We start from the raw sequence: 25,037 nt of genomic DNA, 5'->3' as shown, positions 1-25,037 counted from the left end.
AAAGAAAATACTAATTGGGAACATTCCCAAAAACATCTTAATTCATTTATACGCTTATTTACAGAAAAAAGCAAGTATATTTGAATAAAAAAGAAAATTTGTATAAAAATAATAAAATCTCTTTCAATATTTTGTGCATATGTAATATATAAAAGAATGTACTTTTTCGGTCACTGCTGTGAAGATAAAACTTTACGCGGAAATCACAGAATGCTATAATACATATTATTACATAATGGACGGAAGCAAGTTTGTAATAGGCAGACAGATGTCTGCTACAGGAAGGATATGAATAATGAACAAAGGTACTGCGATGACACGGCAGGAATCAGAAGTGATGATAAAGGAATTGAGTAAGGTATTTGACGTGGTACGTTTGCTCGATGAAGAAACCCTTGAAACAGGAAATATAAAGGATAAAACAGATATAGAAGGATTTCCGTGTAAATGCTATTCTTTTTGGAAGAAGAGAAATAACTGTAAGAACTGTACTTCCAGAGAAGCTTTTCGTAAAAAAAATGAGCAGCTGAAACTTGAATATCTGGATGCCAATATATATCAGGTTATTTCGAAGTATGTAGAGATTGACGGGAAACCTTATGTCATGGAACTCATCAATCAGATGAATGCAGATGCAGTCATGGATGAGGATGGAAGGAATGAACTTATCAAGCAGCTTTCCGGTTATAACCGGGAGCTGTACACTGATGCACTGACAGGTATTTACAACAGACGTTATTATGAAGAACGGATTCGTAATTCTAATATGTCCGCCGGTGTGGCAATGATCGATCTTGATGATTTCAAGATCTATAATGATACATTTGGACATGATGCAGGAGACCTGGCGCTTACAACGGTAGTTGGCATTATTAAGGATAATATCCGAAGGACAGATATGCTGATCCGTATGGGTGGCGATGAGTTTTTGCTCGTTATGCCGGATATCGCGGAACAGGCATTTGCAGACAAACTGAATCAGATACAGGGAAAGATCCATTCCTCCAAAGTACCGGGATATTCACAGCTTCGTTTATCGGTAAGTATCGGAGGCGTACTGTCCGGCAGCGGAAGCACGGTTGAGAGGGCAATCCGTAAGGCAGATCAGTTTATGTATCAGGCCAAAACCTGTAAAAACATGGTTGTCACCGAACATGATGAACAACTGAAGGAGCAACAGGAAAGTGTAAATAATAACGGATCAAAAGCGTACAAATACCGGATTCTGGTCGTGGATGATTCCGAGATGAACCGGGAGATCCTGTCGGAGATTTTAAATGAGGAATACGATATTATAGAGGCTGACAGCGGAGACACATGTATTGATATGCTTCGTAAGTATGAAACAGGTATTTCACTTGTGCTTCTGGATATTGTTATGCCGGGCATGGATGGATTTGGTGTCCTGAATTATATGAATCGTCACCATTATCTGGAAGATATCCCGGTTATTATGATTTCCAGTGAAGATTCGACAGAGACTGTTCGAAGAGCTTATGAAATGGGTGTTTCAGATTATATCAACCGTCCATTTGATGCAGGTGTTGTACACCGGAGAGTATATAATACAATCAAGCTTTATGCGAAACAAAGACGACTGATCGCACTGATCACCAATCAGGTATATGAGAAAGAAAAGAATAACCGTATGATGGTCGGTATTCTGAGTCAGATAGTTGAGTTCCGTAATGGAGAGAGTGGCAGTCATGTTTTAAATATCAATATATTTACAGGAATGCTTCTTGAAAGTCTGGTACAGCATACAGATAAATATGATCTCAGCTGGTCAGAACGTCTTCTGATCACGACAGCTTCGGCATTGCACGATATCGGTAAGATCGGTATTGATGACAAGATCCTCAATAAGCCTGGCAGGCTGACTGATGAAGAGTTCAAGATCATGCAGAATCATACGATTATTGGCGCATCAATTCTTGAAAACATGGGAAGTTATCAGGATGAAGAACTGATGAAAGTCGCTTACCAGATCTGCAGATGGCATCATGAGCGATATGATGGTAAGGGCTATCCGGATGGACTGAAAGGTGATGAGATCCCGATCTCTGCACAGGTAGTTTCTCTGGCAGATGTATATGATGCGCTTGTCAGTGAACGTGTATATAAGAAAGCATATTCACATGAAAAAGCGATAGAAATGATCACGAATGGAGAATGTGGATGTTTTAACCCGATTCTTCTGGAGTGTCTGCTTGATATTCAGGATCGAATCAAACGTAAGATGAAGACCGGCACAGCGGAAGATAATCCGTTTAAGAAACGGGAAAAGAAGGCAGAACTCAAAGAGTTTGAGAATGTAAAAGAAGATTTTATGGATGTAGTATCAAAAAACATGGAAAAAGAATATTCCAATTTTGAAAATGATGAACTTGTCGATTTTTCAAGGGGGGGGCAAAACCCAGATTCTGAGTGAAATGCGGAGAAAATATTTAGAGTAGGAGAAGGATTATGACAATCAGAGAATGCTATGATGAATTAGGATTAGATTTTGATGCTGTGTTGAGCAGACTGGTAAATGAGAAACTTGTACAGAAATTTGCACTGAAATTTCTGGATGATCCAAGTTTTCAGAATCTGAAAGATGCTTTAGATTCAAAAGATGTAGAGACCGCTTTCCGTGCGGCACATACCTTAAAAGGTGTCTGCCTGAATCTTGGATTTGACAATCTGTATCCGTCAAGTAAGGATCTGACCGAACTGCTCCGTGCCGGAAGCATGGATGGCTATGAAGATCTTTTTGTGGAAGTAGAAAAAGAATATAACAGAACCTGTGAGGCACTTCGTAAAGTTGCCTGAGAGAAATTTGGAAATTATAACTCCCTGTATTCTGTGATGAGACAGAGTACAGGGAGTTTTTATGCCTGAATATATGAAGACATTATTTCTTATACGCGGTGATTTTGATATCGCCGTCTTTGTTTTTAATTTGCAGGGAATTCTGTGTCTTATTTTCAGAACTGACGAGCTGATTGTCATCTTCATCAGTCATGACATTTCCGAGTTCTTCCGGGATATTGATTTCACTTGCTTCTGCCTCTATAGAAAGTGTGGAAAGAGTTTTTTTGGGAATGCTGAGTGTAATATCACCAAGGTCACTTGTAAATTCATTTTCTCCACTGAAAGAAATATTTTCTGCTTTTACGTCTCCATCCATCATCTCAATCTGACCATCAGTAAGTATAGTATCATTGATTTTCAGATCACCAAGGTCGGCACTGAGTTCAAGATTTTTGAAGTTGCTGTCTGAAATGTTAATATCACCGTCTTCATTCTGAATTACTGCTTTTTGGGCATTCAGAGATTCTACACTTATATCACCATATCCCATTTTGCAGGAAAAACCACTCAAGTCGGTTTTCTTTGGGATATAAACAGTTACCTTGTTGGAGTTTTCAATTACATGACTCTGTCCGAGCATTTCCTGAAGAAAATTAATGTCAATGTGAATATAGGAATATGACTCATGACCTTTTTTCTCTACAATATTCAATGCGTTATTCTGCACCTGATAAGAAAGCGGAAGCATTCCATCATTTGTTTCAATATTATAAGAGATATAGAAAGTGTCGTCATCCGATGCCTTAATGTCCAGATCAATATTTTTAAGGTCAATATTCAGAGAAGAAAAAGCATCGATTTTTGTCTTACTTAAGATGGCATGACTGTCACTGGAATCCATCATTGCGGTGCCGCTGATGCGATTAAGATCAGCAGTTTTTACGTAGTTTCTGCCGCCGGATGCGATACCGACACCAAAGAAAAGGATTCCGACAGCACAGAAGATACCAGCGGCAGCCAGTAAACGTTTATTTGTTTTTTTCATGATTTTTACCTCTCTTTCTTGCCAGGCACTGCGCCAGTTTGACCAGAAGCATACCCATCCATTTGCAGAGACAGATGCCGAGAATATACAGAAGGAGTGCACAGCCGATTCCAAGTAAGCCGCATCCTGTTATCATTAAAGCTCCTGAGAGGGAATATGGGAAAGAAACTAATCCACGCAGTAATAATTTTCCGCCAATCAGTAACACACTGAGGGCAGCGATGAAATCAGAGATGATCACGCAGACTACGCAGATTGCAACAGCCAGCAGGACTGCAAGCATTGCAATAAAAAGTGGGACAGTCACAGGTGTGGACAGGATCGCAAGTACAGCGAGTAAAGTGATTCCTTTTTTATCCTGCTTTTTCTTGCTGTCTTCATCGGCAGCATCCTGCTCTTGAATTTTCCGGTCAAGCAGATTGTACATAAGATCCGCGGCCGCCTGTTTCGGAGTACCGAGTTCTTCCATCAGTTTCTGCTGGCCGGATTCATCTGTATCACTGAAATATTCATTAAAATATTCAATTGCATCTTCGTAATCCTGTTTGGGAAGTTTGCGAAGATATTTTTTCAATTTTGCCATATATTTTTCTCGGGTCAATTTCGAATCCTCCCTTCAATAATTCCGTCAATGGTATCTCTGTAAGAAATCCATTCTTCGTGCAGATACAACAGTTGTTGTCTGCCGGAATCGGTGATAGAATAATACTTGCGTTTACGTCCCTGAAATTCCTGAGAGTAGGTTGTCAGATAAGCGTTCTTCTCAAGCTTTTTCAAAATGGGATAGAGTGTTGATTCTTTGATGTCGGCGACGATTTTGACGGTCTGGCTGATTTCGTATCCGTAGGAGTCCTGCGTGTCGACCACAGACAGAATCAAAAACTCGATAAGTAATGCTGAGACGGGATAATACATCCGATCACCTCCATAAATAATATATAAAATAATTATATATAAAAATTTTATATATAAAATATATACATATACATATGAAATGTCAAGGAGTAATTTTGCAAATGAAGAAAAAAGCATTCAAAGCCGCATTTCCATATACGATTCCTATAGGTATAGGATTTCTTTTTCTGGGTATGTCCTATGGATTTATGATGCAAAGTAAAGGTTTCTCCGTATGGTATCCGTTTTTTATGAGTATGTTTATCTTTGCGGGTTCTATGGAATTTGTAACATCGAATCTGTTGCTGTCGGTCTTCAGTCCGGTCGCAGCATTCTTTCTGGCACTGATGGTTAATGCCAGACATTTATTTTATGGTCTTTCCATGCTGGACAAATATAAGAACACTGGTTGGAAGAAATTCTATCTGATCTTCGGTATGTGCGATGAATCTTTTACTGTTAACTGCACGGTGACGCTGCCGGATGATGTGGATCGTGGCTGGTTTATGTTTTTTGTCAATCTGCTGAATCAGATATACTGGGTAGCTGCGGCTACTGCAGGCGCACTACTTGGATATGTGATCCATTTTGATATGACCGGAATTGAATTTGTCATGACTGCACTGTTTGTCGTCATGTTTCTGAATCAGTGGGAAGAGACGAAGGATCACCGCCCGGCGCTGGTGGGGCTGATCTGTTCGGTAATCTGTCTTCTGGTTTTCGGAAGCAGTAACTTCATTGTTCCGGCGATGGCATTTATCATCATCTGTTTTACCGCGGAACGCAAAATCAGCAAGAAAACGATGGAGGCAGAGGCGAAATGACAATGACAACAACACAGGCAATCATTACGATCGCAGCAGTTGTTCTCGGAACAATGGCAACACGCTTTATACCGTTTATTATCTTTCCGGAAGGAAAAAATCCACCGGAGTTTGTCAAATATCTGGGGACGGTTCTTCCCTATGCGGCGATCGGTCTTCTTGTGATCTACTGTCTCAAGGATGTGCCGGCGAGCAGTACTCACGGGCTGCCGGAAGCAATTGCAATTTTATTTATCGTATTGATCCATAAATGGAAAGAGAACACACTTCTCAGTATCGGTGGGGGAACGGTGCTGTACATGATACTTGTACAGACTGTTTTTCGCTGAAAAAGCATGAGAGAATAAGGATAACTATCCTTTCGGATAGTTGCATATAGAAACGGATTTTGCTAAACTGAAATCACATAGTTTTCCAGTATAATATAATCCAACAAAAGAAAGTGAGGGTAAATGTATGAGGAAAAAAAGGTTGGCAAAATCCGTTTCTTTGATGTTGTGCGCTGCAATGACCGTGACGATGGGCAGCGTTCCGGCACTGGCAGAGGACCTGGGGGGGGATTATTATGAGATAGCATTCAGTGATGATGCAGAAAACTTTGAGAATCCGGCTGAGACGGAACCAGGTATTGAAGAATCCTCAGAGGCAGAAGCAGTCCCGGAAGAAGCATCAGGCGAAGAAGATGTTGCTTTTGATGTGGGAGATGGTGACTCAGAACAGATTGACATTGTAGACGATGCACAGGACGAAGAGGAACTGGATATCGCTACAGAAGAAATGGATGTAGAAGACTTTGGAATCGCAGAATGTGCGGGCGAGGATGGAATTGCTGTTTTTGATGATGGGATGACACAGCAGGGAACACTGGCAGCGGTTTACCTTGATCCGGCAGCAGGTGACGATACCAGAACCGGTGCAGAGGCAGGACAGGCAGTAAAGACACTGGATAAGGCGAAAGAACTGCTGGCGGAGGATGGAATCGTTTATCTGCTTTCTCCATTGGAGTATGGTACGAATGAGACAGCTACGCTGGAAAACATGACAATATGTCCGGGTACGACGAACTTAAGATATTTGATAGATCTCTATAGAGATACAGCAGAAGTTACATTAAGGAATATAAAGATTAAAAATACAACACCAGAGGGTAACTTGTGCTCATATGTTCAATATCCGATTTCTGTACGTAAGGGAGCAACTTTGAATATTGAAGATGGCGCGGATATTGGACCGTTTGCAGGCGAGGCAGCGATAAATCTGGAGCAGGGATCTGTGTTGAACATGAATGGTGGAACAATCACCGGAACAAAGGATAAAATGTACTATTCAACGTGTGGAATTCATGCGACAGGTAAATCAGTAATTAATATGACCGGTGGAACGATTACTGGATGTGCAGCGTATTTTGGCGGCGCTATTGCTGCATACGACGGGTCAGAGGTTAACTTATCCGGTGGAACAATTTCAAATAATATTAGTGGAGCCGGTGGGGGTATTTACCTGCTGAATGATTGCAAACTGACAATAAATGGTGATTGTAAGATTATAAATAATACTGCAAAATGCGATGACAATATTAAGGATATGTATGGTCAGGGCGGTGGAATCTATATGATTCAGAACTGTACTGCTACAATTGAAGCCGGTACTATAAAAGGAAATACAGCAGAAATATCCGGTGGTGGTATCTTTGTGTACGATAGGAGTCCTGTTATAATCAGCAATACGACTATTGAGGAAAATAAAGCAACAAACGGAAGTGGTGCGGGTATCGCTGCATTTGATTCAGATATTACATTAAAAAATGAAGCTGTGATATCAAACAATGATGCTGGCTTCAGAGGTGGTGGAATTTTTTTCGAGGTATTTAGTAATGTGAACTGTGAACTTAAGATGGAAGCTGGCGAGATTTGTGGAAATACAGCAGACAGCAGTGGCGGTGGTATATTTGCAGACTGTTATCAGCAGAGTCCGGACAGTACAAAAATCATAATTTCCGGTGGTAAGATTACAGGAAATCAGACAGGTGCTGAAGCTACTGAAAATGCAATAATGTTAATGGGATATCCTGTAGTAGAAGATGAGCCAGATGAAAATACAGGATATGCAGATCTGTATCTTAGTGGTTCGCCTGAAATTAGAGGTGAGGTTACAATTATGGACAGAGGTGAATCTGAATATGGTCCTAAAATTGTTGTAACTGACGATACATTTCAACCAGTTGTCCCGATTCTTTTGGCACCAGATTATGGAACTCCGGGAAATATAGCTGTTACCTATGGAAGTGCGGAACAGGCGAAACAGTATAAAAATGATTTTACAACGGGTAACAGTTTCAATCGAGGTATCAAACAGAGTGGTGATACTTTAATATGGACGAAGCATTATAAAGTAAAGATTATAACTTTTACATCTTTTAATCCATTAGAACAGAATATTAAAGAAATATATGTTAATGAAGGCGAAAGCATAGATCCGGCAGATTTTCCGGAGACAGCAGAGATTAAAGGATATGTAAAAACCGGATGGCGTATGAATGGCAAGGACTGGGATCCAACATCTCCAGTTATGAAACAGTTATCTGTGAATGAAGTATGGACACTTAAGAAATCTGTGGTTAGCATAGTACAGGATAAGAAGAATGGCTGCCCGTCTTCTGCAATTACTCTGACAGCAAAGGCAGCACATGATCTTGATACAACGACATATACCTATCAGTGGTATAAAAATGATGAAGTGCTGGATGGACAGACAGAAGCAACTTATGTAGCAAAAGAAGGTGGAGAATACAAAGTAGTCGTAACTGCCATCGGAGCAGGAAGCAATGCAAAGTCAATCGCAGAAACTTCCGTCAAACTTCCTGCATTTGCACACAAGTATTCCTGGAAATCTGACAAAAAGAATCACTGGCAGGTTTGCAGTATCTGTAATGGCAAGGTAAAGACAGCGGCGCATAATTACAGTGGCTGGAAAGTTACAAAAGCAGCACAGATTGCAATTGCCGGAGAAAAAGTAAGAACATGTAAAACCTGTGGTCATAAAGAAAAAGCAGCGGTAGCAGCTCTTCCGGTACAGAAAACACCGTTCCTGGGTGTTACCAGTAAAGAAAAATCTGTCACATTAAGGTGGAATACAGTCAAAGACGCTGACGGATATATGATTTATGGTGCAGAATGTGGTAATAACAGCAAATACAGACTGCTCAGAACTGTCAGAGGAAATGTAAACAGCTGGACACATACTGGTCTGAAAAAGGCAACCTACTATAGATATTCTGTAGTTGCTTACAGAAATATAAACAAAAAGAAAGTGACAATTGCGCAGACCTACAGTATGCACATTGCTACGACAGGTAAGAAACATGCTTATGCAAGAAATCTTCAGGTGAACAGAACAAATGTTGTTCTGAATCGGGGAAAGAGAACAGCACTCAGAACAAAGGTTATTTATTCATCCGGAAAAATTCAGAACCATATCGCAGCAGTCCGCTTCAGTAGTTCCAATTCCAGAGTTGCTACTGTAAACAGCAGAGGAATAATTTCTGCGAGAAACAAAGGTACCTGCATTATTTATTGTTACGCTCCGAATGGTGTACGTAAGAATGTAAGAGTAACCGTAAGATAGGACAAATATTTCTCCAAATTGTTATTGAAAAAATATAAAGTTTTAGCCTAATATAGAGATAGCCGTTCCTGAACTTTACCAGAGATTAGGACGGCTATTTTTTATGTAAGCATAGTACATAAAGTTCTGTGATGCTGTCGAAAACAGTCGACAGATAACTGTGATTCTTAGGATAATTTTGTTTCAGAAATAATTCAAAATCTGTTATAATGAGAAAAGATAAGGAGATTTGAAACATTATTAAAAGAAGATAAATAAAAAGTATTATACAGGAGAATTATGATATGAGTTTTCAGTTTGCACATTATAACTACAATGTTATGGATTTGGATAAATCAATCAGATTTTATGAAGAAGCACTTGGACTTAAAGAAGTGCGCCGCAAAGAAGCCGAAGACGGAAGCTTCATTCTTGCATATCTTGGAGATGGCAAGACCGGATTTGAACTTGAACTGACCTGGCTGAGAGACTGGGAAAAGGATCATTATGATCTCGGTGATAACGAGATCCATCTTGCATTTACGACAGATGACATGGAAGCAGCTCATAAGAAACATGAAGAAATGGGATGCATCTGCTTCGAAAATCCGGCAATGGGCATTTACTTTATCACAGATCCGGACGGATACTGGCTGGAAATCGTGCCGGAGAAATAATACAGTTGGTTAAAATATGACAAATGATGGAGGTTCAGGTATGCCAAAGAGAATCCTGATTATAAATACAGGAGGGACGCTTTCTTCTGTAAAGAGCTCCAAGGGGCTTGTTCCGGGAATGAGCAGTGGCGATATGCTGGAGGAACTGCGTATGGTTTCCAAAAATCTGGAGCTGGAAACAGAGGATTTCTGCTCACTTGACAGTTCCAATATCGGACCGGAAGACTGGACCAGACTTGCAACACTCATCGCAAGAAGAAGTTATGATTATTATGGGATTGTGGTGATTCATGGTACCGATACGCTGGCCTATACGTCTGCGATGCTGTCTTTTATGCTGCAGAATATTTCGATTCCGGTAGTTGTGACAGGAAGCCAGCTTTCTATCGCCAATCCGGTTGCAGATGCGCTGGAAAACTGTCGGTGTGGAATCCATATGGCAGCCAGCGGATATCCGGGAGTTTTTGTTGCATTTAACCGTAAGGTGATGCTCGGATGCCGTGCGTCCAAAGTCCGTACAATGAGCTTTGATGCGTTTGAAAGCATTAATTATCCATATGTCGGAGAAATCAGTTCACTGGGACTGCGCGTTTTTGAGAAAAATCTTGTAGAGAAAAAAGGAATCTTCAAACCACAGACAGCGTATTCAGACAAGGTTGCACTGCTGAAGCTTTATCCGGGAATCAGTCCGGAGATACTGGATATGTACTATGAAAAAGGTTATAAAGCTGTCTATATTGAGGGATTCGGACTGGGAGGAATGCCTTTCCTGAAAAATGATTTCACAGGAAAGGTCGGCGAAGTTATTGAGAAAGGAATGCTGGTGCTTGCCGGAAGTCAGTGTCGTTATGAGGGCAGTAATCTGTCCGTATATGAAACAGGACGGGTTGCGCTGGAAAAGGGCGTGATTCAGGCATATGATATGACTACGGAGGCCGCCATGACGAAGCTTATGTGGGTACTTGGGCAGACCGACAATCTTCGTGAGATGAAAGAATATTTTTCCATGGACATTGTCGGAGAGGTATGTATTGGATAGCGTGTGTAAAGTATTGAAAGTGGATATGTAGGATGAATAAATTTTGTGCAGCGGCGATTCAGATGCCGACAGTAGAAGATAAGATGGAAAATATAAAGGCAGTCAGACATTATCTGGAACAGATTAAAGCACAGAACGTTGACTTTGTCGTGTTACCCGAGATGTTCTGCTGTCCTTATCAGACGGAAAAATTCCCAGAATACGCAGAAGAAGAGGGCGGTTCTGTGTGGAAAGCTCTTTCTGCATATGCGAAAGAATACAACATTTATCTGGTAGCAGGCTCCGTTCCGGAAAAAGACGACGAAGGCCACGTGTACAATACCTGTTACATTTTTGACCGGAATGGAATACAGATTGGTAAGCACCGAAAGACACATCTGTTTGATATTGATGTAAAAGGTGGTCAGAGCTTTAAAGAATCCGATACGCTTACTGCGGGAAACAGTGGGACGGTATTTGATACGGAATTTGGCAGGATGGGTGTGATGATCTGTTTTGACATCCGTTTTCCGGAGTTTGCACGCATGATGGTAAATGACGGAGCAAGAATGATCTTCGTACCGGCAGCCTTCAATATGACGACCGGCCCGGCACACTGGGAGCTTTCTTTCCGCGCCCGTGCACTGGACAACCAGATTTATATGCTGGGATGTGCACCGGCACGCAATCCGGCGGATTCCTACATTTCATGGGGACATTCCATATTTACAGATCCATGGGGAAGAGTCGTGGACATGCTCGATGAAAAAGAAGGGATTTTGATCGGTGAAGTCGATCTTGATTATGAGAATGAAATCCGCGAACAGCTTCCACTTCTGAAAGCACGGAGGAACGATGTATATCAGATTAAAAACCTGCTGAATGATTAATGCATATAATCATTCAGCAGGTTTTTAATCTGCAATGAGATATTTTCCGGGAAGGTTCCGGTGGCGGTATGGGGAACCTTGAGCCAGAAATCCAGGTGTCTGTAGCGACTGGAATTTCTGGCTTTTTTGCTGTCCTGCTTTTCGGAAACACAGATTTTGACCTGTGCCCGTCGTTGTTCGAGAAGGGGGATAACGATATAATACAGACGGTCATCGTGGAAAGAAAGATAACCGACATTTTGCCCGGCAACGGATTTCAGGAAGAGGCGGTGCCTGATGATAGATGCCGGATATAAGGTGGATCCGGCGGTAAGTTTCGGAGCAGATAAAGACAGCTCCAACATGGCAGGAATACGATAAATATCCGCCTCTTTTCCGACAGATGGTTTGATCAGAAGCTTTAATGTTTCGGAGGCATCGATGAACTGCTGGGTCAGAAGATAAGTGAGTTCTGCCTGCACTTCGCCGCGGCGAGAGAGACTGGGTCTGCCATCACCGGTCTGTTCTGTCTGCTCCAGGATTTTTTTGCTGCATTCAAAGATGCTTTTCAGGAATAGCGGAAAGTCTTCTTCTGGTTTCCAGATAAATTTGCCGGTATCCAGAATAAAGCTTCCGATAATGCTGCAGTCGTAATCTTCTACGTAGTGGTAGATGTTGCGTTCGGCATAAGCGTGTGTATTGACCGGGGCATTCCAGCGTTTTTTCTTCGAAGCATCAGAGAATGCATGAGAAGAAAATCTGGCAGAAGAATTGAATGCAGAAGCGCGTGAAGCAGATCTGGCGGAATCGCCGGACGAGGAAGTGCGAGATGTAAGTCCATTTAGTCCGTTACCGGATTTGCACATAAACGTGTAAGCTTCATTGATTTCCTGTACGCTGTAATCGTATTCAGTTTTGTGGAAAGCATCCATATCAGGATGGACTTTGTGCATCAATTGCCGGTAGCTTTTCTTGATTTCCTGCATGTCTGCGTCAATACTGACTCCAAGAATCCGGCAGGCCTGTGATCTGGTCATAAAATTTCTCCGTGATTTACGAATACAGACATCATAGCATGAGGAACAGGAGAGTTCCAGATCGGAATGCCAATTTATTGACAGTCCCTTTACTTGGTGATACAATACAATTCTTTGATGAAACAAAGTGCAACATATATGAATCAAAATACAAACAATATAACACTTATAACCACATAAATGATCCATTAAAAAGATCAGGAGAAGACAAATCATGAACAAAAAGGAAAATCATTCCGCAAAAAGTGAGATAGAGCAGGCTTTGCTCCGTCTCATGACACAGAAATCCTATCTGGATATCACTGTGACAGATATTGTGCAGGAAGCGAAAGTGGCGAGGGTTTCTTTTTACAGAAATTTCGCATCCATTTCAGAGGTATTGGACAGTATCGCAGATGCGACTGCAGAGAAGTTGAATATTGAATTTCTGCCGATGCTGGATACGACAGATGAGCGTAAAATACGGGAGTATCTGTTTAATTATTTCTACCAGATATCATTGAATTATAAAGAAATGTGGGCAATCCGCGGACTGAATATGGATCTTTTTACGAAACGCCTCGGAGAAAAAATCCATGAAAAACGTAAAGCCGTCGAGTCCGCAGACCCGAATATGGCAGAGAAATATGGATGGGTTGTAAAACTCTGCGTACTGGATGGTGTTTCCAGACGCTGGATCATGGATGAAATGAAAGAAACACCGGAAGAAATGATCGATTATGTAATGCCGATCATCAAGTCATTATAAGAAGTTTGAACAGTGGAAATACAAAGGAGCAGAAACAATATGAAAAAAACAGGAATCATGACAGACAGTCACAGCGGAATCTTGCCGGAAGAAGCAGAGCGACTCGGTATCAGAGTTCTTCCGATGCCTTTTTATATCGGAGAGAAACTTTATCGTGAAGGAGTAGATTTATCCCGGGATGAATTTTATGATATGCTTCGAAAGGGCGTGGATGTGTCTACTTCACAGCCGTCTCCGGCGGAAGTTATCGATATGTGGAAAGAAATGCTGAAAGAATACGAGGAAATCGTCTATATTCCTCTCAGCAGCGCATTGAGCGGTTCCTGTATGGCAGCAGCGGCAATGGCAAATGATGATGCATTTGCCGGAAAGGTATTTGTCGTTGATAATGGCCGTGTGGCGACACCAATGCACCGTTCTGTCCTTGACGCAGTAGAGATGGTGGAAAAAGGATACAGCGCAGCCGAGATCAAGAAGATTTTGGAGGAAACCAGAGAAAAAATGACCATCTACATCGGTCTCAGCACACTGGAATACCTGAAAAAAGGCGGAAGAATCAGTTCCGTAACCGCACTGGCGGCAAATGTCCTGAATATCAAACCTGTCATGCATTTCAGTACAGGAAAACTTGATACCTACCAGAAATGCCGCGGACTGAAAAAGTCACGTAAAGTCATGATCGATGCAATGAAGGAAGAACTGGAGACAAATTTTGCGAAAGAATATGCAGCAGGAGAAGTATACCTGATGGCGGCATCCAGCAGTAACGATGAAGTGACAGAAGAATGGGTAAATCAGATCCGAGAAAGCTTTCCGGGAATGGAAGTTATGTGTGATAAGCTTTCCTTCGGCCTGTCCTGTCATATCGGTCCGGATGGTCTGGGAATTGGATGTACCTGCAAGCCAGTGTAAAAGCGCCTCTTGACTTTATGAAGTATAAAAGAGATAATCTTTTATATACATATGAAAATTTCAGGAGGGTTTAAAATGGAAAAACCTACAGTTTATTTTACGGATTTCCGCTGCCCGGTCGGAACCAGCCAGCTTGATAAGCTGAAAAAACTCTGTATTGCAGCCGGTATCAAAGATATTGATATGGACGGTAAATTTGTAGCAATCAAAATGCATTTTGGTGAGCTTGGAAATCTGGCATTCCTACGTCCGAACTATGCCAAAGCAGTAGCAGATCTGTGTAAAGAGCAGGGGGGTATGCCGTTTCTGACAGACTGCAATACACTGTATCCGGGAAGCAGAAAAAACGCACTGGAACATCTGGACTGTGCAAATCTGAATGGATTTAATACAATTACGACAGGCTGTCAGATTATCATCGGAGACGGACTTCGCGGAACTGATGAAGTAGAAGTTCCTGTTGTAAATGGAGAATACTGCAAGACCGCATTTATCGGACATGCGATCATGGATGCAGACATTTTTATAAGTCTGACTCATTTCAAAGGTCATGAGGCTACCGGATTCGGCGGTGCACTGAAAAACATCGGTATGGGCTGCGGAAGCCGTGCAGGAAAGATGCAGCAGCATGCAAGCGGAAAACCGGCGATAAACGAAGAAGTCTGTCGTGGCTGCCGTCGCTGTGCAAAAGAATGTGGCAGTGATGCGATTACATATGTAAACAAAAAAGCAGTGATCGATTATGATAAATGCAAAGGCTGCGGCCGTTGCATCGGAGCCTGCAGTTTTGATGCTGTATACAATCCGAATAGCAGTGCAAACGAACTTCTTGACCGTAAGATGGCAGAATATGCGCAGGCTGTCTGTCATGGCCGTCCGCATTTCCATATTGCGTTGGTTCAGGATATCAGCCCGAACTGCGACTGTCATGGAGAGAATGATGCACCGATTCTTCCGGATATTGGAATGTTTGCAAGTTTTGACCCGGTTGCACTGGATCAGGCATGTGCAGATGCCTGCTTGAAAGCAACACCGATTGCAGACAGTCAGCTCGGAGAACATCTGGCAGAGCCTGGATGGCATTGTCACCATGACCATTTCAAAGATTCCAATCCAAACATCGAATGGAAAGCAACTCTTGACCAGGCAGAAAAAGTCGGACTTGGAACCAGAGAATACGAATTAAAGAGAATCAAATAATCACAGGAGAGGGTTGATTTATGGAAAAACATCATCATGAGAGAAGCACGTTTTCCGGCAAACTTGGATTTGTACTATCCGCAGCCGGAGCTTCCGTCGGTCTGGGAAATATCTGGAGATTCCCGTATCTGGCGGCAAAATACGGAGGCGGTATTTTTTTACTGATCTACATTATTCTGGCACTGACATTTGGTTATTCAATGATCGTGGCGGAGACAGCGCTTGGACGAATGACGAAGAAAAGTCCGGTCGGTGCTTTTGCCAAATTCGGTAAATCTAAATGGCTGTCATTCGGCGGCTGGATCAACGCGATCATTCCGATTCTGATCGTGCCGTATTACTCAGTAATCGGCGGCTGGGTAATCAAATACCTGATTGAATACATAAAGGGCAACAGCCAGAAGCTTGCGACAGACGGATATTTCTCAGAATTTATTTCCAACGGAGTATCTACGGAAATCTGTTTTTTGCTTTTTGCATTATTCACAGTAGCAATCATTTACGCAGGAGTACGTAACGGTGTTGAGCGTGTTTCGAAATTTATGATGCCGATTCTGGTATTTCTGTCCATTCTGATCGCAGTTTATTCTGTGACAAGACCGGGAGCACTGAAAGGTGTAAAATATTTCCTGATACCGAATATTGAGAATTTCTCATGGATGACCGTTGTGGCAGCAATGGGACAGATGTTCTATTCACTTTCAATCGCAATGGGTATTCTGGTAACATTTGGTTCCTATATGAAAAAAGACGTATCCATCGAAGGTTCCACAATAAACGTAGAAATCTTTGATACAGCAATCGCAATTATGGCAGGTCTGATGATTATTCCGGCAGTATTTGCATTCTCAGGCGGAGATCCGGATACGTTGCAGGCAGGACCGTCCCTGATGTTTATCACGATTCCGAAAGTCTTTGCAAGCATGGGACTGGGAACCCCGATCGGAATTTTATTCTTTGTGCTGGTACTCTGTGCGGCACTGACAAGTTCGATTGCCCTGACAGAAAGTGCAGTATCAACCTTTCAGGATGAGTTGAAATGGTGCAGACAGAAGTCTACACTGGTAGTCGGTGCGATCATGCTTGTTCTCGGAAGTCTTTCTTCTCTGGGATACGGACCGCTTGCCTGTGTAAAGATCATCGGAATGCAGTTCCTTGATTTCTTTGACTTCCTGACCAACTCTGTGATGATGCCGATCGCGGCATTTGCGACCTGTCTTCTGATCTCCAGAGTGATCGGTGTGAAGAAGATTGAGGAAGAAGTTCTGCGTGGTGAAGGCACATTCAAGAGAAAAAGAATTTTTAACTTCATGATCCGGTATCTCTGCCCGATCTTTGCGGCAATCATTCTTTTGAGTTCCGTGGCGAACGCATTTGGATGGATTTCCATGTAAAACAGATATAAATATAGAAGAACATCTTGTTGAAAGAGAGTTTCGTAGATTTTTCGTTTATTCTTTCACACAAGGTGTTCTTTTATGATGTATCGCTGGAGAATGAGGAAGTTACATTTGATGAGAGCAATACTTCCGCAGAAGTAACCATTACCAATCAGGAACAGGATGAAGACAAAGATAAGGATAAAGACAAGGACAAAGATAAAACAACCACAACCTCATCTAACGCAACATCCACAAAAGCAGTAAAAACAGGTGATAACACACCGATTGGAATTTTCGTAATTCTTCTTATTGCTGCAATTGTAGTGATTGGTGGAGGAATTTACCTCAAACGTCGCAAAAAATAATAAGAAACAATAAGTAACTACAAAGTCCGTCAGGATGGGAAACCATTCTGGCGGATTTTTCTGTAAATATGTAAAAAAGCATCGGAAGAGAGCCAGGGAAAGCACTGCCGATGCAGGTCATGTCATAATAGCTGATAAAATGTCGAGCGATTTTTCTTGCAATCAGGGAAAACAACATGCTACACTGTCTTTATCTTAAATCTTATATGCTCATTTGAGCATTCTACAAATTCAATTCAGAAACAAAATCCCATTAAAGATCGAAAGAAAGCGAGAACTGCCTATGACATCAAAGCTGAGAGACTATTTTCCAATGATAAGGAGCCGGGAGGAGATTTTAAAAGAGATACAGGACAACATAAAATTTACAGAGAAATTTTACAGCTGGAGAGAATCGGAAAGGCAGGAGTTTCTTGATTTCTGTACAGGAGTTCGCGGAGTAAAAATCCTGTATGATTCTTTTTTCAAGGAGATCATGAATCCGGAAACAGTACCAGAGAGACTGGAAGATTTCCTGAGTGTTTTACTTCAGAGAAAGGTAAAAATCGTCGATGTACTGCCGGGAGACTCGAGCCGGATCGCAGATGAGCAGTCATTACTGATCATGGACATACTGGTGCGGTTTGAAGATGGCACTTATTGCAATGTGGAAGTGCAGAAAATCGGTTATGCATTTCCCGGCGAGCGAAGCGCCTACTATTCCTCTGATTTGCTGTTACGTCAATACAAAATGGCGCGCAGCCAGAAAAAGGAACATTTCACATATAAAGATGTAAAGGGAGTTTTTACGATCATCTTGATGGACAGAAGCCCGAAAATGTTCAGAGAGTTTTCTAATAAGTATGTACATATGTTTCAGCAGGAATCAGACACGGGAATAAAAATGAATCTTTTGCAAAACTATATTTTTATACCACTTGACATCTTCCGCAAAAATGTACAATATAAAGGTATAGAGAACAAATTGGACGCATGGCTTACTTTCCTGAGTACAGATGAACCGGAGCAGATTATCAGGCTGATCACGGAATATCCCGAATTCAAAGCCATGTATGAACATGTGTACAATATGTGCCGGAATGTGGAGGATGTCATGGGAATATTTTCAGAGGAATTAAAAATACTTGACCGAAACACAGTAAAATATATGGTAGATGAAATGCAGGAAACAATAGACGAGCAAAATATACAGATAAAAACACAGCAAAACAAAATAAAAGCACAGGAAAATGAAATAGATAAGCTACAGGACCAAATAGCATTCTTACAAAAACAGTTAAAGGAGAAATAACCGCTCCCGTCAGGATAAGAAAAGTACTGAGCCAGACTGAATCAGAAGGCATAATACATGTTTTTTTGACAAAAATGACATGATATTGCAAAAAACTTTCATTAATTTCTATTTTTTTCTTGCAGATATCTATTATAATAAGAGATATAAGGGGGATAAGATGAGCTGATTCTTATCCCTTGTTGTTTATAGAGATTATACAGGAGGATAAAATAAATAATGAAAAGATTTGAAAAAAGCAAACGTGTTTTAGCATTTCTTCTCGTTGCATTGATGGTTGTTCAGCAGAGCAGTGTCACAATTCTGGCAGATGAACAGTCAGCAGACATCCATAATGTTCAAAATCAGGAAGAAACATCAACGGAGGAAAAGACCTGGGAGACACCTGAGGAAAAGGTTCAGGAGACAGTAACTCCGGAACCGGAAAACAAAGATGAGCAAACGTCATCAGACGAACAGCCTGAAGAAAAAGAAGATGCTGTGGTTACAGTGACTCCGGCAGCAACGGAAGAAGCGGAAATAACTGCTACACCAACCGAGGCAGCGAAAGCAGATGCAGAAGATGATACTGCAAAGCCAAGCATCACAGAAACTCCGGTGGAAGCTACAACTACAACAGAATTCAGTGGAGCTGTAGATAATGCGACTGCAAATGTCAGCCTGTCACAGCCGATTTCCGACAAGGCGATTTTTGTTGCAAATCAGTACAGTGTAGAATCAGATTATTTTACAAATAATGCAGAAGCTGCAATAACACAGTGGGTTGAGGCAAACAATCTTACCGTTTTGGATGCTGTTGCATATGACATGCATTTTGAGGAAAACGGACAGGAAATTTCTGTATCACAGCATGCAGATGTGAATCTGAGTTTCAGCAGTCCGATACTGAGTCAGACAGCAGATATAGATGTACCATCACAGGTTTATGTACTTCATGTAGTAAACGGTCAGGCAGTATCTGCCGGAACAGCGACTCAGAACAGCAACGGAGCAGTTACAGCAGCAAATATCAGCACAGATGGTTTTTCCCCATTTGTATTTATAAAAGCAACAAATGGGGATGCGGTACAGACAACAGAAGCTGAACAGACAACAGACCTGAATAGATTTGTAACCAACATATCTCTTAAGGAGAGCAATGGCAATGATATACCGCAGGAAAATGGAGTATATCAGCTGAGACCTGAGACAGACTATAAACTGAAGCTGTCATTTCAGGAAAACAAAGACCTGCAGTATGCCAATAATGAAGATGGAAAATTATATTACACTTTGCCGGCGGGAATTACAATTCCAGACGATATTGCACCAACGCAGTTTAAAATTGGTGATTTAGAAAGAAACACATTCAGTTATCATGCCGGTTCAAATCAGATAGAAGTACAGATCAACATAAACGGCGGCGATAAATACAATGAATTCAAAGGAGCAGGAGATGCTTTCTTTGACCTTGAATTTAATGTACAGTTCCAGAGAAATATGGAGCAGATTGTTTTTGGAAATACAAAAACAGTTAAAGTATATGTAGACAGCACGAATGGTCTGGCTCTTGATAAAATCGCAAAATATAATTCTGATAATGGAACAGTTTCTTATACTGTAACAGTGACTTCCACAGGAATCAGTGAAGATGTAATTGTTACAGATACGCTCAGCGGCAGCTGGCTCAAGATGTACAGTGCTGATGATGTGACGATTACATCCAATAAAAACAATGATCTCAGCGAAGTTACAAAATCTGTCAGTGGCAGAGTTATGACAGTTACGATTCCGTCCATGACACATGGAGAAGTCATAACAATTACATACACAGTACAGGTTGATTATGACAAGGTGGCATCTGTATCAACTGATATTCAAAAGGCAAATACACTTAATACAGTAAGTGTAAACCGCACAGATGTAGAAAATGTGTCAGTAAATGCAGATGTTGAGTATAAACCTGCAATAGCAAAAACAGCATCAGTTAATGCAAATAATAAAATTACATATACAATTACATTAAACAGTGATTACCGTTACGATATTTCAGGAAAAACAATTACGGATGTAATCCCGTCTGCTGCACGCAGATTCGGTGAATATTCAGGAACTGGAATCACCGTAACCAGATACAGTTCCGGAAACACGACTCCTGTTGATTCAGTAGAGGTTCCCTGGAAAAATATCATCAGCCCTGAAGCCAAAGATTATACCTGGAGCTATCGGATTCCATCCGAGCACAGGGGAAAATATAAATATATAATTACCTATACATTTCAGGGTGAAAATCATGAAATTACAGGCGCAACGATTACCAATACTGTTTCCTATGACACTGGCGGAAGTGCAACCTCCAAGCCACGTATATATCCTCTTGACGGAATGCTTAAAGTAGAAAAAACAGGCAGTATTGTCACAGATCAGGAAAGTGGAGAGAAACGAATTCAGTGGAATGTAACATTTAATATTCCGGCAGGCAAGGAGTATACAGGATGCAAAATAGAAGACTGGCTTCCTTCAACAAAAATCGATAATAAGACGTATGCGGATGCCTATGTCGATGGATCTGCGGAGATTATGGAAACTGTTGACGGATCAGATCCAACAACACTCGAAGAAGATACGGCATATAACCTTGTCTACGATATTGCAAACAATAAGATTACTGTCTATTTTACGAACTTAGGTAAGTCTGATAAAAACAGGGTGATTAAATTTACTTATTTAACAATACCGAATGAGACATGGTTAAAGAACAGTTCAGCGTCAGTAAATAACACGCATACAAATAGAGTCGGAGTAACTGCCAGAAATCAGTATAGTAATGATATATATGCTTCTGTAGAGCTGTATGAAAATAATCCTGAGATCAGCAAGAAAGCTACCGTGTCTTCGAGAGATGCAAAAGAAAATGCAAAACAGATCAGGTATGAAATTGCCGTCTCAGGTGTTGAAGGCGATAAGATTGAAATTACAGATGAATTTAATACAAGCCAGTTAGAGTTGGATTCAACAAAAAAACTCGAAGTAAAATACAGTAATGACGGAAAAAATTATACAACTGACAGTAAAGCGACCGTAGACGCTCAGAAAACAGATGACGGCCGGAAATTTGTTATTTCTGATTTCTCCAGGAACGGGGAAAACAATTATAAGTATTATAAGCTGACATATTATCTGAACGTAAAGGATCTGGAATCAATTGAAACCTCCAGTGAAGGCGGAACTGTACAGAACAAAGCAACATTCCGCGGAGAATCAGCGACAGTAGATACAAAGGTAGTAGGAACTCCGGGAATTATTAAAAAGGAGTTGTCGAATGAAGCAACGATTGCAGCTGATAAATATATTGCGGAATACAAGCTTATAATCAATCCGGGAAAGAAACAGTATGGAAAATCAGATACGCTTGTTGTAGAAGACAAAATGACGAATATGACTGCAATTAAGCGTGATGATGTTAAGATTAAGACCGTACCGGAAAGCAATAAAGATAAAGTTACTGCTGTATTTAAAAATGATGGAATTGACTTCACAGTTCCAAATGCTACAGAAGTCGAGATAACATATAAAGCAAAGTGGACAGGAAGTGGAAATGTAGACCATGTAAATGAAGTAACAGTATATGGTTATTCTCAAAGTGTCAGTAAGAAAGCAAATGTATCTTCTCAGGGAAGCGGAGGCTACAGTAATCTGCATCTTACAATCTACAAGGTTGAAGATGGCAACGATATTAAATTACTTTCAGGAGCTAAGTTCAGTCTTGAAATATATGAAAATGGTGAGTATATACCGGTTCGTGAGAGAAACGGAAAGCCTGTAACGATCACAACAGAGGAGAATGGAAAGGCTGTCCTCCAGGGGCATGAAGGTGACCGGGGATGGGTTCTCTGGAAAGATTATAAATATCGTCTGATAGAGACGAAAGCTCCGGATGGATATATTCTGGATACTACACCACATGAATTTACTTTTTCACAGGAACTGGCAGCGAATGATCCGAATGTCACATACTGCGAAAACGGTGGCGAACTTACAATAAAGAATAAACCAATTGAGATCGAGATCAGCAAGGTAAGCCTGACAGGAAATGAAGAACTTGCGGGAGCAGAACTCAAGATCACGAAAGGCACCGATGAAAACGGAGAAGTTGTAGCAAGCTGGACATCAGGAAAAGAAGCGGAAGACAAGAACGCGGACGGAAGTGCAAAACCGCATAAAGTGAAACTTGTAGCCGGAACGTATACCCTGAGAGAGGGAAAAGCACCGACAGGATATGATAGAGCCAATCCGATCACATTCACGGTAGCTCTTGATGGAACAGTGACAAGCACACCGGCAGATGCAGTGTCAAAGGATGGGGATAAAACGACCATCACAATGAAGGACGCCCTGACCGAACGGGAGATCGAGATCAGCAAGGTAAGCCTGACAGGAAATGAAGAACTTGCGGGTGCAGAACTGGAGATCAGGAAAGGCACCGATGAAAATGGAGAAGTTGTAGAAAGCTGGACATCAGGAAAAGAAGCGGAAGACAAGAACGCGGACGGAAGTGCAAAACCGCACAAAGTAAAACTTGTAGCCGGAACATATACCCTGAGCGAGGTGAAAGCGCCGACAGGCTATGATAGAGCCAATCCGATCACATTTACAGTAGATCTTTATGGAACAGTGACAAGCACACCGGCAGATGCAGTGTCAAAGGATGGGGATAAAACGACCATCACAATGAAGGACGCCCTGACCGAACGGGAGATCGAGATCAGCAAGGTAAGCCTGACAGGAAATGAAGAACTTGCGGGTGCAGAACTGGAGATCAGGAAAGGCACCGATGAAAATGGAGAAGTTGTAGAAAGCTGGACATCAGGAAAAGAAGCGGAAGACAAGAACGAAGACGGAAGTGCAAAACCGCATAAAGTGAAACTTGTAGCTGGAACATACACCTTAAGCGAGGGAAAAGCGCCGACAGGCTATGATAGAGCCAATCCGATCACATTTACAGTAGATCTTTATGGAACAGTGACAAGCACACCGGCAGATGCAGTGTCAAAGGATGGGGATAAAACGACCATCACAATGAAAGATGCCCTGACCAAACGGGAGATCGAGATCAGCAAAGTCGACCTTACCAACAACATTGAACTCGAAGGTGCATTCCTTCAGATCACCAAAGATAATGATGACACATTTGAAGCAATCACGTGGAAATCCGGTGATGATGGAAAGAATGAAGACGGAACAGTTAAGACACATACAGTGAAACTTACAGCCGGAACCTACATCCTTTCTGAGACAGCAGCTCCGGATGGATACAACATTGCTGCAAGCATCAAGTTCACGATTGACAAAGAAGGAAAAGTAACAAGCGAAACAACAGATGCAGTTACAGGCAACAAAGTTACCATGAAGGATGAGAAGAAAGATACATCCGCATCCATTTCTGTAACCAAGAACCTGAAGACAGTTGCAGGTGAGAACATTTATGCAGTGGATCAGACTTTCTACGTAGCACTTTATGAAGATGAGAACTGCACAAAACTTGCATCCGAAATTAAAGCACTTACATTTAAGAATTCCACTTCTGAAACAGTTACATTTGAGGGCGTGGAACCGAACAAGACATATTATGTAGGTGAATGTACAAAAGACGGCGTTCGTTATCTGAGCGGCGTTGTTGCAGGAACAAAATATGTAGCACTCTTCACAGATGGCAACAAAGTTACCGTAGAAACTCCGAACGGAAGTAAAGCAGTTTACTTTGACAACCGCTTTATGAAATTCCCTGATGGTTTCTACAAAGAGGGTGTTTTGAGCATTACCAAACTGTTTAAGGACAGCACAGGTAAGGCAAAGAACAGCGATGAGACATTCTATGCAGGTATTTTTGATGATGAAGAATGTACAAAACTTTCAGAGAATGTGTCTCAGAATATTATTCCACTGAATCTGAATGGCAGCTCCAGTGTGACAGCATAGATTAAAGTATCCATTGCACAGGGAACATCCAAGACTTTCTATGTGACAGAGGTTGATAAGGATGGAAAACCGGTTATCGATGCAGAAACCTTTAAATATGATGTATCGCTGGAGAATGAGGAAGTTACATTTGATGAGAGCAATACTTCCGCAAAAGTAACCATTACCAATCAGGAACAGGATGAAGACAAAGATAAGGATAAAGATAAGGATAAAGATAAGGATAAAGATAAGGATAAAGACAAGGACAAAGATAAAACAACCACAACCTCATCTAACGCAACATCCACAAAAGCAGTAAAAACCGGTGATAACACACCGATTGGAATTTTTGTAGTTCTTCTTATTGCTGCGATTGCAGTGATCGGTGGAGGAATCTGCCTCAAACGCCGCAAAAAATAACAAATAACAAAACTCC

Annotated in this window: 20 protein-coding genes; 16 read left to right on the top strand and 4 right to left on the bottom strand. The window is 41.4% G+C overall.

Annotation, left to right across the window (positions count from 1 at the left end; translation table 11 throughout):
• Window positions 1–295: 295 nt before the first annotated feature.
• Both BQ7344_RS09160 and BQ7344_RS09155 read left to right on the top strand, forming a co-directional pair.
• Window positions 296–2,431 (top strand): diguanylate cyclase, encoded by a 2,136-nt coding sequence (locus tag BQ7344_RS09160; protein ID WP_072522344.1) that lies wholly within the window; start codon window positions 296–298, stop codon window positions 2,429–2,431.
• Between the two features lie 35 nt (window positions 2,432–2,466).
• Window positions 2,467–2,814: an Hpt domain-containing protein gene (locus BQ7344_RS09155; RefSeq protein WP_072522343.1), complete on the top strand. Its 348-nt coding sequence runs from the start codon at window positions 2,467–2,469 to the stop codon at window positions 2,812–2,814.
• 82 nt (window positions 2,815–2,896) lie between these two features.
• Here BQ7344_RS09155 and BQ7344_RS09150 read toward each other — a convergent pair whose 3' ends face one another.
• Genes BQ7344_RS09150 through BQ7344_RS09140 form a run of 3 tightly spaced genes read right to left on the bottom strand, consistent with a single transcriptional unit; the run spans window position 2,897 to window position 4,756 of the window.
• The gene (locus BQ7344_RS09150) at window positions 2,897–3,841 is read right to left on the bottom strand and encodes a DUF4097 family beta strand repeat-containing protein (protein WP_072522342.1); all 945 of its coding nucleotides are present in this window, start codon (window positions 3,839–3,841) and stop codon (window positions 2,897–2,899) included.
• Window positions 3,825–4,424: a DUF1700 domain-containing protein gene (locus BQ7344_RS09145; RefSeq protein WP_072523404.1), complete on the bottom strand. Its 600-nt coding sequence runs from the start codon at window positions 4,422–4,424 to the stop codon at window positions 3,825–3,827. Before BQ7344_RS09145 ends, BQ7344_RS09150 begins: the two co-directional genes overlap by 17 nt.
• Window positions 4,425–4,438: 14 nt before the next feature.
• Entirely contained in the window at window positions 4,439–4,756 is a 318-nt protein-coding gene (locus tag BQ7344_RS09140; protein ID WP_072522341.1) for a PadR family transcriptional regulator, read from the bottom strand.
• Window positions 4,757–4,857: 101 nt separating this feature from the next.
• Here BQ7344_RS09140 and BQ7344_RS09135 point away from each other — a divergent pair, with 101 nt between their 5' ends.
• From BQ7344_RS09135 to BQ7344_RS09110, 6 genes are all read left to right on the top strand, one after another.
• Entirely contained in the window at window positions 4,858–5,559 is a 702-nt protein-coding gene (locus tag BQ7344_RS09135; protein ID WP_072522340.1) for an AzlC family ABC transporter permease, read from the top strand.
• A 2-nt stretch (window positions 5,560–5,561) separates the two neighbouring features.
• A complete protein-coding gene (locus BQ7344_RS09130; protein ID WP_083585588.1) occupies window positions 5,562–5,888 on the top strand; it encodes a branched-chain amino acid transporter permease in 327 nt (108 codons plus the stop codon).
• A gap of 127 nt (window positions 5,889–6,015) precedes the next feature.
• Entirely contained in the window at window positions 6,016–9,183 is a 3,168-nt protein-coding gene (locus tag BQ7344_RS09125; RefSeq protein WP_072522338.1) for a right-handed parallel beta-helix repeat-containing protein, read from the top strand.
• Window positions 9,184–9,467: 284 nt separating this feature from the next.
• Window positions 9,468–9,839 (top strand): VOC family protein, encoded by a 372-nt coding sequence (locus BQ7344_RS09120; protein WP_015541628.1) that lies wholly within the window; start codon window positions 9,468–9,470, stop codon window positions 9,837–9,839.
• 40 nt (window positions 9,840–9,879) lie between these two features.
• Window positions 9,880–10,878: an asparaginase gene (locus BQ7344_RS09115; protein ID WP_072522337.1), complete on the top strand. Its 999-nt coding sequence runs from the start codon at window positions 9,880–9,882 to the stop codon at window positions 10,876–10,878.
• A 32-nt stretch (window positions 10,879–10,910) separates the two neighbouring features.
• Window positions 10,911–11,747, top strand: coding sequence for a carbon-nitrogen hydrolase family protein (locus BQ7344_RS09110; protein WP_072522336.1), 837 nt, complete (start codon window positions 10,911–10,913; stop codon window positions 11,745–11,747).
• Here the strand turns inward: BQ7344_RS09110 and BQ7344_RS09105 are convergent.
• Entirely contained in the window at window positions 11,744–12,763 is a 1,020-nt protein-coding gene (locus BQ7344_RS09105; protein WP_072522335.1) for a J domain-containing protein, read from the bottom strand. The genes BQ7344_RS09110 and BQ7344_RS09105 overlap by 4 nt on opposite strands.
• Before the next feature lie 214 nt (window positions 12,764–12,977).
• On the opposite strand from BQ7344_RS09105, the gene BQ7344_RS09100 reads away from it, so the two are divergent.
• From BQ7344_RS09100 to BQ7344_RS09065, 8 genes are all read left to right on the top strand, one after another.
• The gene (locus BQ7344_RS09100; RefSeq protein WP_072522334.1) at window positions 12,978–13,511 is read left to right on the top strand and encodes a TetR/AcrR family transcriptional regulator; all 534 of its coding nucleotides are present in this window, start codon (window positions 12,978–12,980) and stop codon (window positions 13,509–13,511) included.
• Between the two features lie 39 nt (window positions 13,512–13,550).
• The gene (locus BQ7344_RS09095) at window positions 13,551–14,423 is read left to right on the top strand and encodes a DegV family protein (RefSeq protein WP_072522333.1); all 873 of its coding nucleotides are present in this window, start codon (window positions 13,551–13,553) and stop codon (window positions 14,421–14,423) included.
• 75 nt (window positions 14,424–14,498) lie between these two features.
• The gene (locus BQ7344_RS09090; RefSeq protein ID WP_072522332.1) at window positions 14,499–15,623 is read left to right on the top strand and encodes a DUF362 domain-containing protein; all 1,125 of its coding nucleotides are present in this window, start codon (window positions 14,499–14,501) and stop codon (window positions 15,621–15,623) included.
• A 20-nt stretch (window positions 15,624–15,643) separates the two neighbouring features.
• Window positions 15,644–17,017, top strand: a complete 1,374-nt coding sequence (locus tag BQ7344_RS09085) for a sodium-dependent transporter (protein WP_072522331.1) — start codon at window positions 15,644–15,646, stop codon at window positions 17,015–17,017.
• 26 nt (window positions 17,018–17,043) lie between these two features.
• On the top strand, window positions 17,044–17,370 hold the full coding sequence (locus BQ7344_RS09080; RefSeq protein ID WP_159431367.1) for an LPXTG cell wall anchor domain-containing protein: 327 nt from the start codon (window positions 17,044–17,046) through the stop codon (window positions 17,368–17,370).
• Between the two features lie 283 nt (window positions 17,371–17,653).
• Window positions 17,654–18,661, top strand: a complete 1,008-nt coding sequence (locus BQ7344_RS09075) for a PD-(D/E)XK nuclease family transposase (protein ID WP_072522329.1) — start codon at window positions 17,654–17,656, stop codon at window positions 18,659–18,661.
• A gap of 219 nt (window positions 18,662–18,880) precedes the next feature.
• Window positions 18,881–24,619, top strand: a complete 5,739-nt coding sequence (locus BQ7344_RS09070) for a SpaA isopeptide-forming pilin-related protein (RefSeq protein ID WP_072522328.1) — start codon at window positions 18,881–18,883, stop codon at window positions 24,617–24,619.
• Between the two features lie 42 nt (window positions 24,620–24,661).
• The gene (locus BQ7344_RS09065) at window positions 24,662–25,021 is read left to right on the top strand and encodes a hypothetical protein (RefSeq protein ID WP_072522327.1); all 360 of its coding nucleotides are present in this window, start codon (window positions 24,662–24,664) and stop codon (window positions 25,019–25,021) included.
• Window positions 25,022–25,037: the final 16 nt, after the last annotated feature.

Origin of the sequence: Blautia sp. Marseille-P3087, assembly GCF_900120195.1 — a bacterium.
Classification (GTDB): Bacteria; Bacillota; Clostridia; order Lachnospirales; family Lachnospiraceae; genus Blautia_A.
This window is presented reverse-complemented; position numbering and strand designations above follow the sequence as displayed.

What these genes read in the sequence shown, in the direction of transcription:
- BQ7344_RS09105 (WP_072522335.1), bottom strand. Translation starts at nt 12,763, where the DNA reads ATGACCAGATCACAGGCCTGCCGGATTCTTGGAGTCAGTATTGACGCA.
- BQ7344_RS09145 (WP_072523404.1), bottom strand. Translation starts at nt 4,424, where the DNA reads ATGGCAAAATTGAAAAAATATCTTCGCAAACTTCCCAAACAGGATTAC.
- BQ7344_RS09095 (WP_072522333.1), top strand. Translation starts at nt 13,551, where the DNA reads ATGAAAAAAACAGGAATCATGACAGACAGTCACAGCGGAATCTTGCCG.
- BQ7344_RS09070 (WP_072522328.1), top strand. Translation starts at nt 18,881, where the DNA reads ATGAAAAGATTTGAAAAAAGCAAACGTGTTTTAGCATTTCTTCTCGTT.
- BQ7344_RS09090 (WP_072522332.1), top strand. Translation starts at nt 14,499, where the DNA reads ATGGAAAAACCTACAGTTTATTTTACGGATTTCCGCTGCCCGGTCGGA.
- BQ7344_RS09110 (WP_072522336.1), top strand. Translation starts at nt 10,911, where the DNA reads ATGAATAAATTTTGTGCAGCGGCGATTCAGATGCCGACAGTAGAAGAT.
- BQ7344_RS09100 (WP_072522334.1), top strand. Translation starts at nt 12,978, where the DNA reads ATGAACAAAAAGGAAAATCATTCCGCAAAAAGTGAGATAGAGCAGGCT.
- BQ7344_RS09155 (WP_072522343.1), top strand. Translation starts at nt 2,467, where the DNA reads ATGACAATCAGAGAATGCTATGATGAATTAGGATTAGATTTTGATGCT.
- BQ7344_RS09120 (WP_015541628.1), top strand. Translation starts at nt 9,468, where the DNA reads ATGAGTTTTCAGTTTGCACATTATAACTACAATGTTATGGATTTGGAT.
- BQ7344_RS09140 (WP_072522341.1), bottom strand. Translation starts at nt 4,756, where the DNA reads ATGTATTATCCCGTCTCAGCATTACTTATCGAGTTTTTGATTCTGTCT.
- BQ7344_RS09075 (WP_072522329.1), top strand. Translation starts at nt 17,654, where the DNA reads ATGACATCAAAGCTGAGAGACTATTTTCCAATGATAAGGAGCCGGGAG.
- BQ7344_RS09115 (WP_072522337.1), top strand. Translation starts at nt 9,880, where the DNA reads ATGCCAAAGAGAATCCTGATTATAAATACAGGAGGGACGCTTTCTTCT.
- BQ7344_RS09125 (WP_072522338.1), top strand. Translation starts at nt 6,016, where the DNA reads ATGAGGAAAAAAAGGTTGGCAAAATCCGTTTCTTTGATGTTGTGCGCT.
- BQ7344_RS09135 (WP_072522340.1), top strand. Translation starts at nt 4,858, where the DNA reads ATGAAGAAAAAAGCATTCAAAGCCGCATTTCCATATACGATTCCTATA.
- BQ7344_RS09160 (WP_072522344.1), top strand. Translation starts at nt 296, where the DNA reads ATGAACAAAGGTACTGCGATGACACGGCAGGAATCAGAAGTGATGATA.
- BQ7344_RS09130 (WP_083585588.1), top strand. Translation starts at nt 5,562, where the DNA reads ATGACAACAACACAGGCAATCATTACGATCGCAGCAGTTGTTCTCGGA.
- BQ7344_RS09150 (WP_072522342.1), bottom strand. Translation starts at nt 3,841, where the DNA reads ATGAAAAAAACAAATAAACGTTTACTGGCTGCCGCTGGTATCTTCTGT.
- BQ7344_RS09085 (WP_072522331.1), top strand. Translation starts at nt 15,644, where the DNA reads ATGGAAAAACATCATCATGAGAGAAGCACGTTTTCCGGCAAACTTGGA.